General features: G+C 57.5%; 16 protein-coding genes. 3 read left to right on the forward strand and 13 right to left on the reverse strand.

Annotated features, from left to right (window positions below; translation table 11 throughout):
- Positions 1–46: 46 nt before the first annotated feature.
- The 4 genes from AC0J4F_RS00520 to AC0J4F_RS00535 all read right to left on the reverse strand — a co-directional run bounded on the left by AC0J4F_RS00520 (position 47) and on the right by AC0J4F_RS00535 (position 4,202).
- Positions 47–685 carry a GNAT family N-acetyltransferase gene (locus AC0J4F_RS00520; RefSeq protein WP_133948333.1) on the reverse strand — a complete coding sequence of 213 codons (639 nt, stop codon included), beginning with the start codon at positions 683–685 and terminating at the stop codon, positions 47–49.
- A 16-nt stretch (positions 686–701) separates the two neighbouring features.
- Positions 702–1,991: a M16 family metallopeptidase gene (locus AC0J4F_RS00525; protein ID WP_473025104.1), complete on the reverse strand. Its 1,290-nt coding sequence runs from the start codon at positions 1,989–1,991 to the stop codon at positions 702–704.
- A gap of 4 nt (positions 1,992–1,995) precedes the next feature.
- Entirely contained in the window at positions 1,996–3,402 is a 1,407-nt protein-coding gene (thrC, locus tag AC0J4F_RS00530; protein ID WP_473025105.1) for a threonine synthase, read from the reverse strand.
- A gap of 203 nt (positions 3,403–3,605) precedes the next feature.
- Complete coding sequence (locus AC0J4F_RS00535) at positions 3,606–4,202, reverse strand: YqgE/AlgH family protein (protein ID WP_133948339.1); 597 nt, start codon at positions 4,200–4,202, stop codon at positions 3,606–3,608.
- 173 nt (positions 4,203–4,375) lie between these two features.
- Between AC0J4F_RS00535 and AC0J4F_RS00540 the strand changes: the two genes are divergently transcribed.
- Together AC0J4F_RS00540 and AC0J4F_RS00545 are read left to right on the forward strand one after the other, a co-directional pair.
- Positions 4,376–5,200: a protein-disulfide reductase DsbD domain-containing protein gene (locus AC0J4F_RS00540; protein WP_473025106.1), complete on the forward strand. Its 825-nt coding sequence runs from the start codon at positions 4,376–4,378 to the stop codon at positions 5,198–5,200.
- A 112-nt stretch (positions 5,201–5,312) separates the two neighbouring features.
- Positions 5,313–5,795: a peroxiredoxin family protein gene (locus AC0J4F_RS00545; protein WP_133948343.1), complete on the forward strand. Its 483-nt coding sequence runs from the start codon at positions 5,313–5,315 to the stop codon at positions 5,793–5,795.
- Here AC0J4F_RS00545 and AC0J4F_RS00550 read toward each other — a convergent pair.
- The 8 genes from AC0J4F_RS00550 to coxB all read right to left on the reverse strand — a co-directional run bounded on the left by AC0J4F_RS00550 (position 5,792) and on the right by coxB (position 12,423).
- Positions 5,792–6,556 carry an SURF1 family protein gene (locus AC0J4F_RS00550; RefSeq protein WP_473025107.1) on the reverse strand — a complete coding sequence of 255 codons (765 nt, stop codon included), beginning with the start codon at positions 6,554–6,556 and terminating at the stop codon, positions 5,792–5,794. The genes AC0J4F_RS00545 and AC0J4F_RS00550 overlap by 4 nt on opposite strands.
- Positions 6,557–6,571: 15 nt before the next feature.
- On the reverse strand, positions 6,572–6,973 hold the full coding sequence (locus AC0J4F_RS00555; RefSeq protein ID WP_133948347.1) for a DUF983 domain-containing protein: 402 nt from the start codon (positions 6,971–6,973) through the stop codon (positions 6,572–6,574).
- A gap of 93 nt (positions 6,974–7,066) precedes the next feature.
- Positions 7,067–7,927, reverse strand: a complete 861-nt coding sequence (locus tag AC0J4F_RS00560; RefSeq protein WP_133948349.1) for a cytochrome c oxidase subunit 3 — start codon at positions 7,925–7,927, stop codon at positions 7,067–7,069.
- Between the two features lie 48 nt (positions 7,928–7,975).
- Positions 7,976–8,581 carry a cytochrome c oxidase assembly protein gene (locus AC0J4F_RS00565; protein ID WP_133948353.1) on the reverse strand — a complete coding sequence of 202 codons (606 nt, stop codon included), beginning with the start codon at positions 8,579–8,581 and terminating at the stop codon, positions 7,976–7,978.
- A gap of 11 nt (positions 8,582–8,592) precedes the next feature.
- On the reverse strand, positions 8,593–8,754 hold the full coding sequence (locus tag AC0J4F_RS00570; protein ID WP_166672681.1) for a hypothetical protein: 162 nt from the start codon (positions 8,752–8,754) through the stop codon (positions 8,593–8,595).
- A 5-nt stretch (positions 8,755–8,759) separates the two neighbouring features.
- Positions 8,760–9,695, reverse strand: a complete 936-nt coding sequence (locus AC0J4F_RS00575; protein WP_133948355.1) for a heme o synthase — start codon at positions 9,693–9,695, stop codon at positions 8,760–8,762.
- 150 nt (positions 9,696–9,845) lie between these two features.
- Positions 9,846–11,441: a cytochrome c oxidase subunit I gene (gene ctaD / locus AC0J4F_RS00580; RefSeq protein ID WP_133948357.1), complete on the reverse strand. Its 1,596-nt coding sequence runs from the start codon at positions 11,439–11,441 to the stop codon at positions 9,846–9,848.
- Positions 11,442–11,520: 79 nt separating this feature from the next.
- The gene (coxB, locus tag AC0J4F_RS00585; RefSeq protein ID WP_133949623.1) at positions 11,521–12,423 is read right to left on the reverse strand and encodes a cytochrome c oxidase subunit II; all 903 of its coding nucleotides are present in this window, start codon (positions 12,421–12,423) and stop codon (positions 11,521–11,523) included.
- A 536-nt stretch (positions 12,424–12,959) separates the two neighbouring features.
- On the opposite strand from coxB, the gene AC0J4F_RS00590 reads away from it, so the two are divergent.
- Entirely contained in the window at positions 12,960–13,511 is a 552-nt protein-coding gene (locus AC0J4F_RS00590) for an invasion associated locus B family protein (RefSeq protein ID WP_473025108.1), read from the forward strand.
- A gap of 48 nt (positions 13,512–13,559) precedes the next feature.
- Here AC0J4F_RS00590 and AC0J4F_RS00595 read toward each other — a convergent pair whose 3' ends face one another.
- The gene (locus tag AC0J4F_RS00595) at positions 13,560–15,350 is read right to left on the reverse strand and encodes a monovalent cation:proton antiporter-2 (CPA2) family protein (RefSeq protein WP_473025109.1); all 1,791 of its coding nucleotides are present in this window, start codon (positions 15,348–15,350) and stop codon (positions 13,560–13,562) included.
- Positions 15,351–15,436 lie beyond the last annotated feature (86 nt).

Here is a 15,436-nt window from a genome sequence, read left to right on the forward strand (position 1 = left end):
CACAGAAATCGACATGGGGCGAAGAACTACCGGTTTGGAGCACATGTCACAAGAAGTCTTTCAAAATTCCTTCGACGAGCGGAGACACCGCATCCGGGCGCGCCGCGTGGTCTTCCGCCAAACAGGAGAGCAAAAGATGGTCCTGCCAAGTTCCGTTTATTAACAGATAGTTACGCGCATATCCTTCCCGGTTGAACCCCGCCTTTTCCAAAAGCCGGATGGACGGGGTGTTGGTTGGAATGCAAGCAGCCTCAATGCGATGAAGGTTCAGAACGTCGAAACAAAACGGCAAGAACATGGCGACGGCCGCCGACATGTGCCCTTTGCCCGCGTGGCGCTCCCCCATCCAGTAGCCAAGTGTTGCCGACTGGCTGACACCGCGCCGGATGTTGCTGAGCGTCAGTCCACCCAGCAAATCGTCATTGCGCGCGTTGAAAAGGAGGAATGTCAGGCTGCGCCCTTCCTTGCGATCGCGCGCATAGCGGCGCAGGCGGCGGCGGAAACCGGATTTGGACAGATCATCAGACGGCCACAACGGTTCCCAAGGCGTCAAAAAGGCCCGGCTATCGCTGCGAAGCAAGCACCAGGCCTTGAAGTCGCTCATGATCGGAGGGCGCAGATAATGCGCGCCGGCCTCTATGAGAAGCTCGGCGTCGGGAGGCGGACCTGGGCGAAGGAGAGACATGCCGGTCCTCGCCCTATTACATTGATGCAGCCTGCGGGACCGGCGCCTGCTGAAGCCGCGCCGCCAGCTCATCGGCAGTCATAATGCCGTTGATCGGGCCGATTGCCGTCAGTGTCGGCGTTGTGCCGACGAAGGTGTTGTAAGCTGCCTCGCGAATGTCTGCCGCAGTGACGGCCTCGATCTTGGCCGAAATCTCATCCGGAGCCAGAACTCGGCCGTGCACCAGGATCTGGCGAGCAATCTGACCGGCCCGGGCCGCCGGGCTTTCCAGAGCCATCATCAAACCGGCACGGATCTGCGCCCGGGAGCGCGCCACTTCGTCCTCGGTGATCGTATGGGCGGCAGACACCAGCTCATCTGCAATCATCGGCATCAAGGCGCCGAGGTCCTCGTGGCTCGTTGCGGCGTGAATACCGAAGAGCCCTGTGTCGGAAAACGCCCAGTGGAAGCTATAAATCGCATAGCACAGGCCATGCTTTTCACGAATTTCCTGGAACAAGCGCGACGACATGCCCCCGCCCAGCACGGACGCTAGGATCTGGATGGCGTAGTAGTCCTTGGCCTTGTAAGGGCGGCCCTCAAAGCCAATCAGGACCTGCGCTTCCATTAGGTCCTTGTTGAGAAGCTTTTCACCACCTGAATACCGGGCATCAGGATCCGGGGCGGCCGGTTCGCTGTTGATAGCGCCAAATTTTTGGCGCGCAAGTGAAACAAGCTCATCATGATCCACCGCGCCGGCAGCCGACAGGACCATGTCCGGTGCCCGGTAACGGCTTGCCAAATAGTCGTTGAGGCTGTCGCGGCCGAAGCCTTGCACGGTTTCCGGTGTGCCCAGGATCGGACGGCCAATTGCCTGTTCCGGCCAGGCTGTCGCCTGGAACAAATCAAATGCCTGGTCTTCCGGAGCATCGTTGGATGCACCGATCTCCTGCAAGATCACGTGTTGCTCGCGCACGAGCTCTTCCGCCTCAAAGGTCGAGTTCTGCAGAATGTCCGCCAGTATATCCACCGCGAGCGGAAGGTCTTCCGCCAGGATCCGCGCATAGTAGTTAGTGTGTTCTATGCTCGTAGACGCGTTCAGTTCGCCTCCAACAGCCTCGATTTCTTCCGCGATTCCGCGTGCCGACCGGCTCTTCGTTCCCTTGAACGCCATGTGTTCAAGAAGATGCGTAATGCCGTTTTGATCCGCGCTTTCTGCTCGTGATCCGGTGCGGACCCACACACCAAGTGCTGCCGTCTTCAGGTGCGGCATCTGGTCGGTGACAACGGTTAGGCCATTTTCGAGGACTGTTGTTTCTACTTTCATTCAGTTACACCCCTGCCCCCACGGCACGGGCGTGTTTTTCAATATATTGTTCGACCGCGCCCTGCTCGGCCGCCAGAACCTGCTGGCGCTCCTCGGCAAACATCATGTCTTTAAGGTTTTCCGGCAGATCCGGACGGACGCCGCTTGCTGCTTCGACAGCATCCGGGAACTTGGCCGGATGGGCGGTGCCCAAGACAACCATCGGCGTTTCACCGCTCGAGTGCGCTTTGGCAACATGCACACCGATTGCCGTGTGCGGATCAAGCAGATAACCCGCCTCTTTCCAGAGCTCAGCAATGGTTGCCGAGGTCGCCTCTTCATCACACCGGCCGGCAGCGAAATGCTGACGCATCTCAGCGAGCGGGCGGTCTTCGATCGTAAAGCTGCCGGACTGGTTCAGCTGGTTCATCATCCGGCGTACGACATCTCCGTCACGTCCGTTCACCTCTGAGAGCAGACGCTCAAAGTTGGACGACACCTGGATGTCCATCGACGGAGAAATCGTTGGGTGAACACCCTTTTTCTCATAGCGCCCCGTCTCGAGCGTGCGGGCCAGGATGTCGTTGACGTTGGTTGCCACCACCAGCTTGTCGACCGGCAGGCCCATTTTCATGGCGGCATAGCCGGCGAAGATGTCCCCGAAGTTGCCGGTCGGCACGGTGAAGGACACTTTGCGATGCGGTGCGCCCAGTGCGGCACCAGCCACGAAGTAGTAGACGATCTGAGCCAAAATCCGCGCCCAGTTGATCGAATTGACCCCGGACAGGGCCACGCGGTCGCGGAAATTGAAATGGTTGAACATGCCTTTGACGATTGCCTGGCAGTCATCAAAGTTGCCGGTCAAGGCCAAGGCGTGCACGTTCGCTTCAGTCGGCGTTGTCATCTGACGGCGTTGAACATTTGACACCCGGCCATCCGGGAAGAGGATGAAAATGTCCGTCCGGTCCCGGCCGCGGAAGGCTTCGATGGCAGCCCCGCCGGTGTCACCCGAGGTTGCCCCGACGATGGTTGCGCGCAAGCCCCGCTGCGTCAGCACATAATCCATCATCCGGCCAAGCAGCTGCATGGCGACATCCTTGAACGCCAGGGTCGGGCCATGGAAAAGCTCAAGGATAAATGTGTTGGAGCCTGTCTGAACCAAGGGCGTGACCGCCGGGTGCCGGAAACCGGAATAGGATTCCGCGATCATCGACTTTAGGTCCGCATCCGGGATGGCCCCGTCGACAAACGGGTTGATCACCGCAAACGCGACATCCTCATAGGATTTCCCAGCGAAAGAAGCGATGGTCTCAGCATCGAACTGCGGCCATGATTCTGGAAGATAAAGACCGCCATCGCGGGCAAGTCCCTGGAGCAAAACGTCCGAAAACTCCAATACAGGTGCATCACCGCGCGTACTGCTGTATTTCACCGCGTCACTTCCTCTAGTGTTTCCAGCCGGGTTAGAGGCATTAGAGCCCTTCACTGACCGTAAGCCTCAACCCTACCCGAATTTTGTCAACTTTGGAACAAAGCAAGCCAGTCTAGCGACTTACGCGCCATCCTAATCGGACGCAAGCCACAGGTCGGTAAAAAAGTGTCCGATTTCCGGCAATCCTGCTGACCGGTGACGCCTTAGGCGTGTCCGGCGTCTGAAAACAACATGGCTGGATCAATCCCGAGACTGCCGAGGGCCCGGTGCCATTTTTGTTCCGAATTCGCATCAAACAGGATGTCTCGATCCGCCGGGGCAGTCAGCCACCCATTTGACTGGATTTCATTTTCCAGCTGACCGGGGGCCCAGCCAGCATAACCGAGCGCAAGCATCGCCTGCCGCGGCCCGGTGCCTTCGGCCAAGGCTCTCAAAATCTCCAGCGTCGCTGTCAGGCAGATCCCGTTGTCGATCGCAAGGGTCGATTGATTGAGCTGAAAGTCATCGCTGTGCAGGACGAAGCCGCGCTCAACCTCAACCGGTCCGCCCTTATGAACGCTCATGCCCCGCACCTGAGATGGCAAGCGGATCGCATCATCGTCATTCACGATGTCCAATTGGATCAGCAACTCTTCAAGAGACAGATGTTTTGCCACCTGATTGACGATCAGGCCCATCGCGCCTTGTTCGGAGTGAGAGCACACATAGATGACCGAATGCTCGAAGCGGCTGTCCGCCATGCTGGGCATGGCGATCAGGAATTGACCCTCCAGGGTGTCTGCTGCTCCGATTTCGGACATACGCACCTCGTTACTGTTCAACGCCCACCGCCTTCATTCCTCAGCATAGCCCCAATAGGACTTCATGTTAATGACTGATTGAGTCGCATGCTCACAATCGCGTCACGAGGATATGACCATTCGAGCGTTGTGCGATGCTGACGCGCCTTCTGCTTTGGTGTAGCTGTTAGTCCATGAAATCAGCACTGGCACTCGTCTTTCTTCTGGCAACCACACTCCCAACCGCAGCTTTTGCTGCGGCCAGCGAATGGGTCATCGTCAAAGGTGGTGCCGTTCGGTTGATCACGGCAGGACCACCTGAAAACGGCACTTACTGGGCGGGACTGGAGTTTCAACTGGAACCAGGCTGGCACACCTATTGGCGCTATCCGGGCGAAGCTGGCATACCGCCGCAAATAACCTGGACGAACACGTCCAACATACAGGACAAAAAAGTTCTTTACCCGGTTCCGGAGCGATACAGCGATGGGTTCTCAGACTCCATCGTCTACCACGACGGCATTATCCTGCCGCTAAAGATCTCGCCGGAAGATGCCTCCAAGCCCGCGCAGATTTCGCTGGAGCTGTTTTTTGGCGTTTGCAAGGACATTTGCGTGCCGGGAGAAGCCACTTTGTCCCTTCAACTTGAACCGGATGCCCGACCGGATAGCCTCTCTGCGAAACTGATCAAACGCGATTTGCAGGCCGTGCCCGGCATCGCCCCAACTGGCGGGCTGAATATCGTCTCTGTCATGCTTGTTGAAAGCGATGGCAAGCGTTTGAGGATCGAAGCTGAAACCGGATCAGCGGGCACTCCGGATCTTTTTGCGGCGGGGCCTGAAGGCTCTTACATCGCTTTGCCGAAACTGGCCGAAGGTGAAACAGGCAACCCTGTTTGGCACTTGTCGACAAAGGGCCTGAAAACAACAGCCTCCGATACGAGCCTGCGCTTGGTTCTGTCCGACGGCGAAAACGCGCTGGAACACCTTGCACCGATCCAACCGGATTGGTTGAACTAACTTCTTTCGCAAAGATTTCTCAGCTCTCCCTCGACGGTCTGCTCTGGAAGCCCTATCTCTCCAGCGGGCTGCGGAATAAATGGCAGCGTTTTTTTAACAAGGGGATTTAGACATGACACTCAAGGTGGGCGACAAGCTGCCGGATGCAACATTCAAGACCATGACTTCCGATGGTCCTGGTGAAATTTCAACAGCAGACCTGACGTCCGGCAAAACAGTTGTCCTGTTTGGTGTTCCAGGTGCCTTCACGCCGACGTGCCACATGAACCACCTGCCCGGCTTTGTCGAGCATGCCGATACACTGAAATCCAAAGGTGTGGACGCGATTGCTGTCGTTTCCGTCAACGACGTGTTTGTCATGGACGCGTGGCAGAAAGCCTCCAATGCCAATGCGATCACTTTTCTCGCTGACACCGGGGCAGAGTTTGTGGAAGCGGCCGGTCTCGGCCTCGGCCCGGCACCGATCTTTGGCCACCTGCGGTCCCAGCGGTTTGCTTTGATTGTAAAAGACGGCGAAGTGAGCTTCATCGCCGTCGAAGACAGCCCGGGCGATGCGACCAAGACTGGCGCCGCAGCAATCCTGGAAGCGCTTTAATCCACGTTCGCTGAATGCTCCTGCTTACGCGGCCACAATACGGCGGCCGCGTAAGCCAAGAATACCCCAACGAGGGTTGCTGCAAGACCAAACCAGGTCAGCGCATATCCTAAATGATCGTTCTTGAAACGCACAAGGGTTTCACCGGCCTGCGGTAGACCACCTTCCGGCGTATGCCCGGCTTCCAGGTCGATGCTGTAGGGCGCAAGGTTTCCGCCGACGTTCATTGCCTCCGCCATGGCATCTGTGTCGCGGGCAAACCAGAGTTTCGCATTCAGGTCCGGCGCCGGCGTGGTCCAGACAGGTGTCTCACTCAGCCGTAAAAGACCAACCAGAGTCAGGCCTCCTGGTGGCGGAGTGAGAGCTTCACGCTTGATATCGTCCGGAACGCCGTCGGGCAAAAACCCCCGATTGATCAAGACCGTCCATCCCTCTGCCGTTTCGAATGGACTGTAGACGAGTTCGCCCGGCCCGCCATACTTGCCGACCGGATCGGTGAGCGAAATGTAGTAGAAAACGGTTTGGTCCAGGAAACGGCCCGTGACCGAGACCCGGCGGTAATCGTCCTCATCACCGAGCCCCTCCCAATCGGCTATGCCGGGCGCGGCCACCGGGGCCGATTTCAAACCAGTTTCAACTTGTTCTATCAGCGTTTCTTTTTCAGCCAACCGCCGAACTTGCCAGAAACCAAGATTCAACAGGATCGCCAATCCAATCAAAGCAGCAACGGCGGGAATGATGAGTTTACGGGCGCGGCCCATTAGCAAGTTTCTTTCTTACAACTGGTCGGTTTGATCGCCATCGGTGTCCAGACGGCCTTCTTCTGCCTTATGCCGGTATTGCACGGCAATCATCAAGCCTTTCAGGGGGCGCAAAATGCCACCCGCAAGCACTACGGTCAGGGGCAGCCAAAGGATCAGATGGAGCCAAATGGGAGGCTGAAATGATAACTCAACAAAGAGCACCAAGCCGACGACGATGAACCCGACAATCATGATGACAAAGACGGCTGGCCCGTCCCCGCTGTCGGCAAAACTGTAATCGAGCCCGCAAGTGGAGCACGACCCTTTCACGCTCAAGAACCCGTCGAACAATTTTCCCTGGCCGCAACGCGGGCATGCACCTGATAGTCCGGCGGTGACCGGGTTTACCGGTGGGAAATGTGCCTTGTCTTCCATCTTTTGGCTCCGGGGGCCGGATTTGAAAAACGCCCGGTCGGATGATCCGCCGGGCGCTTGTTTTTCCAGTGTTCGTTGAGAACGTCTTTCGGCTTATTCGCCCCAGATGTAGATCGCGACAAACAGGAACAGCCAGACAACGTCAACGAAGTGCCAGTACCAGGCCGCTGCTTCGAAACCGAAGTGCTGCTCTTTTGTGAAGTGGCCAGCAAGGGCACGGAACAGGCAAACCGCGAGGAAGATCGTTCCGACGACGACGTGGAAGCCGTGGAAGCCTGTCGCCATGTAGAAGGTTGCGCCGTAGATGTTGCCGCTGAAGCCAAAGGCTGCGTGGGTGTACTCGTAGATCTGGCAGATGGTGAAGAGAACACCGAGCAGAACAGTCAGCGTCAAACCCCACTTCAAACCTTCGCGGTCATCGTGCAGAAGTGCGTGGTGCGCCCAGGTAACGGTGGTACCCGACGCTAGCAGGATCAGTGTGTTGAGCAGCGGCAGGTGCCACGGATCAAAGGTTTCGATGCCTTCCGGTGGCCAGACGCCACCCGTTGCTTCAGCGCGGGCAAAGTTGATTGCCTCGCCAGCAAACAGGGCTGCATCAAAGTAGGCCCAGAACCAGGCAACAAAGAACATCACTTCGGAGGCGATGAACAGGATCATGCCGTAACGCAAGTGCAGAGACACAACACGCGTATGGTGACCTTCATGCGCTTCCTTGATGGTGTCACGCCACCAGGCGAACATCACGTAAAGAACAATCAGCAGGCCAACTGCGAACAGCATCCACTTTGCAGCGGACAACTCCAGGCCAAAGAGTTCGAAAGAGTTGCCGGAGGCGTAGCGCATCCAGGCAATCGAGCCGAGTGCGAGAATGAAAGCGCCAACGGACGCCATAAACGGCCACGGACTGGGTTCGACCAGGTGGTAATCGTGGTTCTTGGTATGTGCACCAGCCATTGGCAAGCTCCCCAAACACATTCTATACGGGCGCAAAGCGCCAGTTTCTTACAAGTTCGTTTCAGCCGCAGGCGAATCTGCCCGCGCCGCAACAGGTTGTTCCGGTTGTTCTACCGGGAAGAAGGTGTAGGACAAAGTGATTTCCTTCACATGCTCAAGCATGGGATCCTTGTCCATCTCCGGATCGACAAAAAAGACGACCGGCATTTCGACTGACTCGCCAGGTTCCAGCGCCTGCTCGGTGAAGCAGAAACAGTCCAGTTTGTTGAAGTAGACGCCTGCTGACGTCGGTGTGACGTTGAACGTCGACGTGCCAACGGTCCGCCCATCGCTGACATTTGCCGCAATGTACGGCAACTGCGCGGTTTCACCCATTTTCAACGTGACAGAGCGTTGAGCAGGTTTGAAGTCCCATGGAAGCGCGTGATTGACGTTGCCGTCAAACCGGACAGTGATCACGCGATCGATCACCATTTCGCTTTCCTGTTCCGCAACCTGTGTCGTGCCGCCAAAACCGGTGACCCGGCAGAAAAGATCATAAAGCGGGACGGCTGCGTAGGCAGCAGCGATCATAAAACTGAACATACCCAGGCAAGCAAACGCGACCTTGCGATTGCTGCGGGACAAGTTGTTCTGATCGTTGACTTCGGTCATCTTACCTCTCGTTACAACGGACGGTTCATGATGTCAGGCCCCAGCTTAACAATCGTCACCAGGTAGAACAGCAAGACAAGAGCAGCCAGCACTACCGCGATCGCGATCGATCGGGAGCGGCGCTTCTTTTTCTGTTCGTCGGTGAGAACAATACCCTGTTCGTTGTTGTCCATATCCGTCAGATCCCCGCTACCAGGCTTTCGCCGAGAAGAAGTGCAAACAGCATGAACAGATAAAAGATCGAGAACTTGAAGAGACGCAGGCAGGCTTTGCGCGCAACGTCGCCTTCCCGCTTGCGCCAGATGTCAGCAGCCATCGCAACGAAGGCCAGTCCAAGAAGACCGGATGCAACACCGTAGAACAGGCTGGCATAACCCATGAAGTATGGTGCCACGCCAATCGGCGCGAGCAAGATGGAGTAGATCAGAATCTGGTGGCGGGTGTTGGTTTCACCGGCGACCACCGGCAGCATCGGAACGCCGGCCGTTTCGTAGTCACCTTTTTTGAACAGCGCCAAAGCCCAAAAGTGCGGCGGGGTCCACATGAAGATGATCAGGAAGAGAACGAAGCTTTCCAAGCTGACGCCACCTGTCACGGATGCCCAACCGACCATCGGAGGGAATGCACCAGCCGCACCGCCGATAACAATGTTCTGCGGTGTCGAGCGCTTCAGCCACATCGTGTAGATGACAACGTAGAATGCGATCGTGAATGCCAGGAATGCGCCGGCAAACCAATTCACCAGCAGTCCGAGCGTCAGGACAGAGCCGATCGACAATGTAATGCCGAATGCGAACGCTTCTTCTGGTGTAATCTTTCCTGCCGGGATCGGCCGTTTTGCGGTGCGCGACATCACTTCGTCGATGTCCGCGTCATACCACATGTTCAGGGCACCGGATGCGCCTGCGCCAATTGCAATGCAGAGGATCGCCACGGCGCCGAGGACAGGATGAATGGAGCCTGGTGCCAGCATCATGCCGACAAAAGCGGTGAAGATCACCAAAGACATCACGCGCGGTTTCAGGAGCGCCACATAGTCGCTCACTGACCCTTCGCCACCGTTCCAAACGGTGCTGCTTTGATCCATCAAATCCTGGCGCTCTGCGAGCGACATGGGCGCGTCCCTTAATTCTTTATCTTCTGCCGGATTTGGTGCCCAACTCAGGGCTCGGTTCCGGACAGGTTGTTTTCAAGAGCGCACCGCGCCGGTGTCCGGCGCGGTGCGTAAGTTCAAAGCGGAAGGGCAGACCTTCCGGCCGCGGAATTACTTGATCCGCGGCAGGGTCTCAAACTGGTGGAACGGTGGCGGAGAAGACAGGGTCCACTCCAGGGTCGTTGCACCTTCACCCCACGGGCTGTTGCCGGCAACGCGCTTCTTGGAGAAGGCTTCCACGATACCGTAGATGAATACCAGGACAGCAAAGGCCGAGATATACGATCCGATGGAGGATACGAAGTTCCAGCCAGCCAGCGCATCAGGGTAGTCGGCATAGCGGCGCGGCATGCCGTTCAAGCCCAGGAAGTGCTGCGGGAAGAAGATCAGGTTCACGCCAATGAAAGTGATCCAGAAGTGAGCCTTCCCGATCGTCTCGTTGTACATGTAACCGAACATCTTCGGGAACCAGTAGTACCAGGCCGCGAAGATCGCGAACACGGCGCCCAGCGACAGAACGTAGTGGAAGTGAGCCACAACGTAGTAGGTGTCGTGGAACGCACGGTCGAGACCAGCGTTCGCCAGCTGCACGCCTGTCACACCACCGACGGTGAACAGGAAGATGAAGCCGATTGCCCAGACCATCGGGGTTTTGAACTCAATGGAACCGCCCCACATGGTCGCGATCCAGGAGAAGATCTTAACCCCGGTCGGGACCGCAATCACCATGGTCGCTGCCACGAAGTAAGCCTGCGTCTCAACGGACATGCCGACGGTGTACATGTGGTGGGCCCACACGATGAAGCCGACAACACCGATCGCAACCATGGCGTAGGCCATGCCCAAGTAACCGAAAATCGGCTTACGGGAGAACGTGGAAATGATGTGGCTGATGATGCCGAAGCCCGGCAAGATCAGGATGTACACTTCCGGGTGGCCGAAGAACCAGAACAAGTGCTGGAACAGAACCGGGTCACCACCGCCTGCAGCATCGAAGAACGTAGTGCCGAAGTTACGGTCGGTCAGAAGCATGGTGATGGCACCCGCCAGAACCGGCAGGGACAGCAACAGCAAGAAGGCTGTGATCAAAACGGACCAGGCAAACAGCGGCATCTTGTGCAGGGTCATGCCCGGCGCGCGCATGTTGAAGATGGTCGTGATGAAGTTGATCGCACCCAGGATCGAGGAGGCACCTGCAATGTGCAGGGATAGGATCGCGAGATCCATTGCCGGGCCCGGCTGACCGGATGTGGACAGCGGCGGATAGATCGTCCAGCCACCACCAACACCGTTGGCTCCCGGAGGACCCTCAACGAAGAGCGAGAGGATCAGCAGAAGGAACGCCGGCGGAAGCAGCCAGAAGGAGATGTTGTTCATCCGCGGGAACGCCATATCAGGTGCACCGATCATGATCGGCACAAAGTAGTTGGCATACCCACCGATCATTGCCGGCATGACCATGAAGAAGATCATGATCAGACCGTGGGACGTGGTGAACACGTTGAAGGTGTGAGCATTAGCAAAGATCTGCATGCCCGGCTCTTGCAATTCCATCCGGATACCGACGGACAGAGCGCCGCCGATAATCCCAGCGAAAATCGCAAAGTACAAATACATCAGGCCGATGTCTTTGTGGTTGGTCGAATAGACCCAGCGGCGCCATCCGTAAGGATGGTCATGTGCCGCATGTGCTTCGGTCGCAGCCATTTTGGGCTCCCTCTTTAGTCGTTTTCAGCGGCGCTGCGTGTCAAATCGCGCGCAATCGCCAAATTGGCTCGCCGCCGCGTTACTTCGCGGCGACGGAGATTTCGTCCAGGTCGCCCTGTGCGGCGAGTTTCTTGGCTTCCGCGATGGAGGCCATCAGCTGCTCGTTGGCAACGTCCAGGTCGTCTTGCGCTGCAGAAGCCCACTGCTGGAACTGATCCGCAGAGACCACACGGACTGCGATCGGCATGAAGGCATGGTCCTTGCCGCAAAGCTCGGAACACTGACCGTAGTAGACGCCTTCTTCGCGGGCGTGGAACCAGGTCTCGTTCAAGCGGCCCGGGATCGCGTCGATTTTGACGCCCCATGTCGGCATTGCGAATGCGTGAATGACATCTTCAGAGGTGACCTGAAGGCGCACTGTCGTGTCGACAGGGATAACCAGGTCGTAGTCGACTGCTAGCAGGCGCGGCACTTCGTCGATGGACACACCGCGCGCATCCGCGACGGCCTGACGATCTGCGTCCTGAACCATGATCGAGTCGAAATAGAGCTCGCCCATGTTTTCGTCGGTGTACTCGTATCCCCAGTACCACTGATAGCCGATCGCCTTGACCGTCATATCGTATTCCGGGATTTCCAGCTGCTTGTACAGCAGGCGGAAAGACGGGATTGCGATGATAACCAGGATCAGGATCGGCACAACGGTCCAAACGATCTCGATCGTCGTGTTGTGCGACGTGCGGGACGGCACCGGATTGTTTTTGGCGCTGAACTTCACGGCGCAATATATCAACAGCGCCAAAACAAAGACCGTAATGACCGTGATGATGATGAGAGTGAAGTTGTTGAACCAGGTGATGTCATCCATCACATCGCTGGTTGAGGCCTGAAACCCGAGCTGCCAGTTGTTGAACCCAGGCTCTGCTGCCAATGCCGCTGTCGAAACACCGGCGAATGCGGTCGCCATCGTGACCAAATTCATGAGACGCTTGAAGACTGCCTTCACGTCCGCGCTCCCTTCCCTCAGCCGCCCACATGGCGGCGCATGCTAAATTCCGGACCCTGCCCGGTCGAATACCTAAGTGCCGCAGTAATAGGCTTGCCGGAACTCCGCAAGCTTAAACTGCCGGTTCCAGACCCGGTCGTCCTTCTAAAGGATTGCCGGATATAACCACATCCACGGTTAAAGAGCGATGCTACCAATCGGCTAGGGCGGCGATCTGCCGCATCTTTTCATCGGCCCCTTTTGGCCGCACAAAAACCACAAGACGCCGTGCGCTGCAACGAAATTTGCGCGATTTCACAAGTAGCTCGGATTTTTTTCCAATTGAGAGAGATCAAGGACAGGCGGATTTTCGACAAAAAAACCGACTATCCAAGAGCTTTGCACCGGCGGTGACTGGAATCGTCCGCATTCATGCGGCAATGTCTGGCCGGAAAACACTCCTGATTCGCTGCGGTCAGCACATTTTAAAACGTGCGCTGTGCGGATCTGACCACGAACGACTGGAGGAATTCTTGTCGACCCAGTTGCCGCAGCAGCGCCGTAGCCGCTCGCTTCTCTCCGCCCTGCCGAAACTGGCGGCCGCCGCCGCGATCGGCTTGACCGCATTTGCGCACAGCCTGCAACCGGCCAGCGCCCAAGGCGAAATCCGCGCCCATCATGGCGATTGGCAAATGCGCTGCGACACGCCCCCAGGCGCCGCCAGCGAGCAATGTGCGCTGATCCAGAACGTGACGGCTGCCGACCGTGAGAACGTTGGATTGTCGGTCATCATTTTGCGGACGGCCGACAAGCAGGCCCGCATATTGCGGGTTTTGGCACCGCTCGGCGTGTTGCTCCCCTCCGGCCTCGGCCTGAAGGTTGACGGCAACGACATCGGACGGGCGGGTTTCGTCCGCTGCTTGCCGAACGGCTGTATTGCGGAAGTGATTCTGGAAGACGAGCTGCTGAACCAACTGAAGTCCGGTTCCCAAGCGACTTTCATTATTTTCCAGACACCCGAAGAAGGGATCGGTATTCCGATCTCGTTGAACGGGTTCTCTGCAGGCTTTGACGCCCTGCCCTGATATACACCTGATCTGAGATCGAAAAGGCGCCCTCATCAGGCGCCTTTTTTATTCTGCTGCAGCGTCCGGGTTGGTCGCCTCGGCCGCCTTGCGCGGGGTCACCCGGTGCAGTTTGTCCGAACCGGCATACATGCCACCGGACAATTGCTCAGCCAGGCGCTGTTCATCGCGATACCGCACATCTTCCTCAATCTGATCAATCCGATCGAGCGGCGTTCCCAGAGCCTCCAGTGCAGCCCTACCAAACACCACACTCGATTCGAACGTTTCACGAATCTGGAAGTCGACGCCCTGTTTGGTGAGGTCCATGGCATGCGCCCGGTCAGTCGCGCGGCAGAAGATGAGCGCTTTGGGGAAATCCTCGCGGATCATCTCGATCGACTGCGCCATTACCTTGTCGTTTTCAATGCACATGGCGACAAGCGCCGCATCGCCAGCGCCTGCTGCCTCCAGGACATCTGCGCGCGTGGCATCGCCATAATAGACCCTGTAGCCTAGCTTCCGGGCATAGGCGATCCGGTCCGGCCGGTTGTCGATCGCGGTGATCTCAAGGCCTTCGGAGGTAAGGATTTGCGCAACGACCATGCCGAACCGGCCGAAACCGACGACAAGTACCGTTGGCGTTGCCTCATCGAATGTTTCAATGGACGGATTCTCAACACCCCGCGCTTTGGCCCGCGTGGCCAGCACATCCAACCCCAGACAGGCCACTGGGGTTAAAAGCATTGTCAGAATGACAATCGCATTCAACAGGTTGGCGGTTTCATAGTCGAAGATCGAATTCACCACGGCCGCGGTGAACAGGACAAACGCAAATTCACCGCCCTGAGGCAGGGTCACGGCGATCCGCATGGCATCGGAGTTGCTGGATCCGGTCCCCCGCGACAAACCCCACAAGAAAAGACCCTTAACCACCATGACCACAAACACTCCGCCGGCAATGTAAGCCCAATTCGCCATGACGAGTGAAAAGTCGAGCGACATACCGACGGCCACGAAGAAAAGGCCCATAAGGAGCGATCGGAAGGGTTCGATATCGGCTTCCAGTGTGTGACGGAAACTCGATTCAGCAAGAAGCACGCCGGCCAAAAACGCGCCCAGCGCCATCGACAGGCCGACCGTGTGCATGATCCCGGCGCTGCCGAGCGCTACCAACAGGGCCGCGGACAGCATGACCTCGCGGGCCCGCGTGGCGGCGAGCAGCAAGAAGACCGGTGAAATCAGGTATCGCCCGGTCAGAATCACCGCTGCCACCGCAGACAAAACGAGCAGCACTTCCTGCACAATTTCCGCGGTCGTTGACGGGCCCTCTCCGGGTGCCAAAATAGCAACCATGGCCAAGAGCGGGACGATGGCAATGTCCTGCAACAGCAAGATACCGAAAGCTCGCTGGCCATATTCTGATGAAAGCTGCCCGCGCTCCTGCAAGATCTGCAGAGCAAAGGCCGTTGAGGACAGCGCCAAGCCAAAGCCCGCGACGAGGGCCGCTGATTGGCCCATGCCGGCGAGTTGCGCAAAGCCAAAGAGGCAGAACCCCGTCAACATCACCTGCGCCGTGCCAAGGCCGAAAATGTCACGCTTCATGCGCCAGAGTTTTTGGGGATCCAGTTCAAGGCCAATGACAAACAACAGCAGGACCACGCCGAGCTCGGCAACGTGCAGCACGTCCTCGCCAGAGCCCAAAAGCTGAAGACCGTGCGGCCCGATTGCAGCGCCGGCCGCCAGATAGCCCACCACAGAGCCCAGGCCGAGACGCTTCGCGATCGGCACCGCCACTACGGTCGCCGACAGAAAGATTATCGCTTCAGCAAATAAGGGAGGCGCACTTTCTGCAGCCATGCTCTCTCCGGCCCCCAGCCTGGTGTTTCATCTTACCCAATTAAACGGCGGAAATCTCGAAAGATTCCTAAACATGTTAGCGATTT

Source organism: Roseibium sp. R5 (assembly GCF_055755305.1).

Coding starts and splice junctions, on each gene's coding strand:
- AC0J4F_RS00520 (WP_133948333.1), bottom strand. CDS start 685: ATGTCTCTCCTTCGCCCAGGTCCGCCTCCCGACGCCGAGCTTCTCATA.
- AC0J4F_RS00525 (WP_473025104.1), bottom strand. CDS start 1,991: ATGAAAGTAGAAACAACAGTCCTCGAAAATGGCCTAACCGTTGTCACC.
- AC0J4F_RS00535 (WP_133948339.1), bottom strand. CDS start 4,202: ATGTCCGAAATCGGAGCAGCAGACACCCTGGAGGGTCAATTCCTGATC.
- AC0J4F_RS00540 (WP_473025106.1), top strand. CDS start 4,376: ATGAAATCAGCACTGGCACTCGTCTTTCTTCTGGCAACCACACTCCCA.
- AC0J4F_RS00545 (WP_133948343.1), top strand. CDS start 5,313: ATGACACTCAAGGTGGGCGACAAGCTGCCGGATGCAACATTCAAGACC.
- AC0J4F_RS00550 (WP_473025107.1), bottom strand. CDS start 6,556: ATGGGCCGCGCCCGTAAACTCATCATTCCCGCCGTTGCTGCTTTGATT.
- AC0J4F_RS00555 (WP_133948347.1), bottom strand. CDS start 6,973: ATGGAAGACAAGGCACATTTCCCACCGGTAAACCCGGTCACCGCCGGA.
- AC0J4F_RS00560 (WP_133948349.1), bottom strand. CDS start 7,927: ATGGCTGGTGCACATACCAAGAACCACGATTACCACCTGGTCGAACCC.
- AC0J4F_RS00565 (WP_133948353.1), bottom strand. CDS start 8,581: ATGACCGAAGTCAACGATCAGAACAACTTGTCCCGCAGCAATCGCAAG.
- AC0J4F_RS00570 (WP_166672681.1), bottom strand. CDS start 8,754: ATGGACAACAACGAACAGGGTATTGTTCTCACCGACGAACAGAAAAAG.
- AC0J4F_RS00575 (WP_133948355.1), bottom strand. CDS start 9,695: ATGTCGCTCGCAGAGCGCCAGGATTTGATGGATCAAAGCAGCACCGTT.
- ctaD (WP_133948357.1), bottom strand. CDS start 11,441: ATGGCTGCGACCGAAGCACATGCGGCACATGACCATCCTTACGGATGG.
- coxB (WP_133949623.1), bottom strand. CDS start 12,423: ATGAATTTGGTCACGATGGCGACCGCATTCGCCGGTGTTTCGACAGCG.
- AC0J4F_RS00595 (WP_473025109.1), bottom strand. CDS start 15,350: ATGGCTGCAGAAAGTGCGCCTCCCTTATTTGCTGAAGCGATAATCTTT.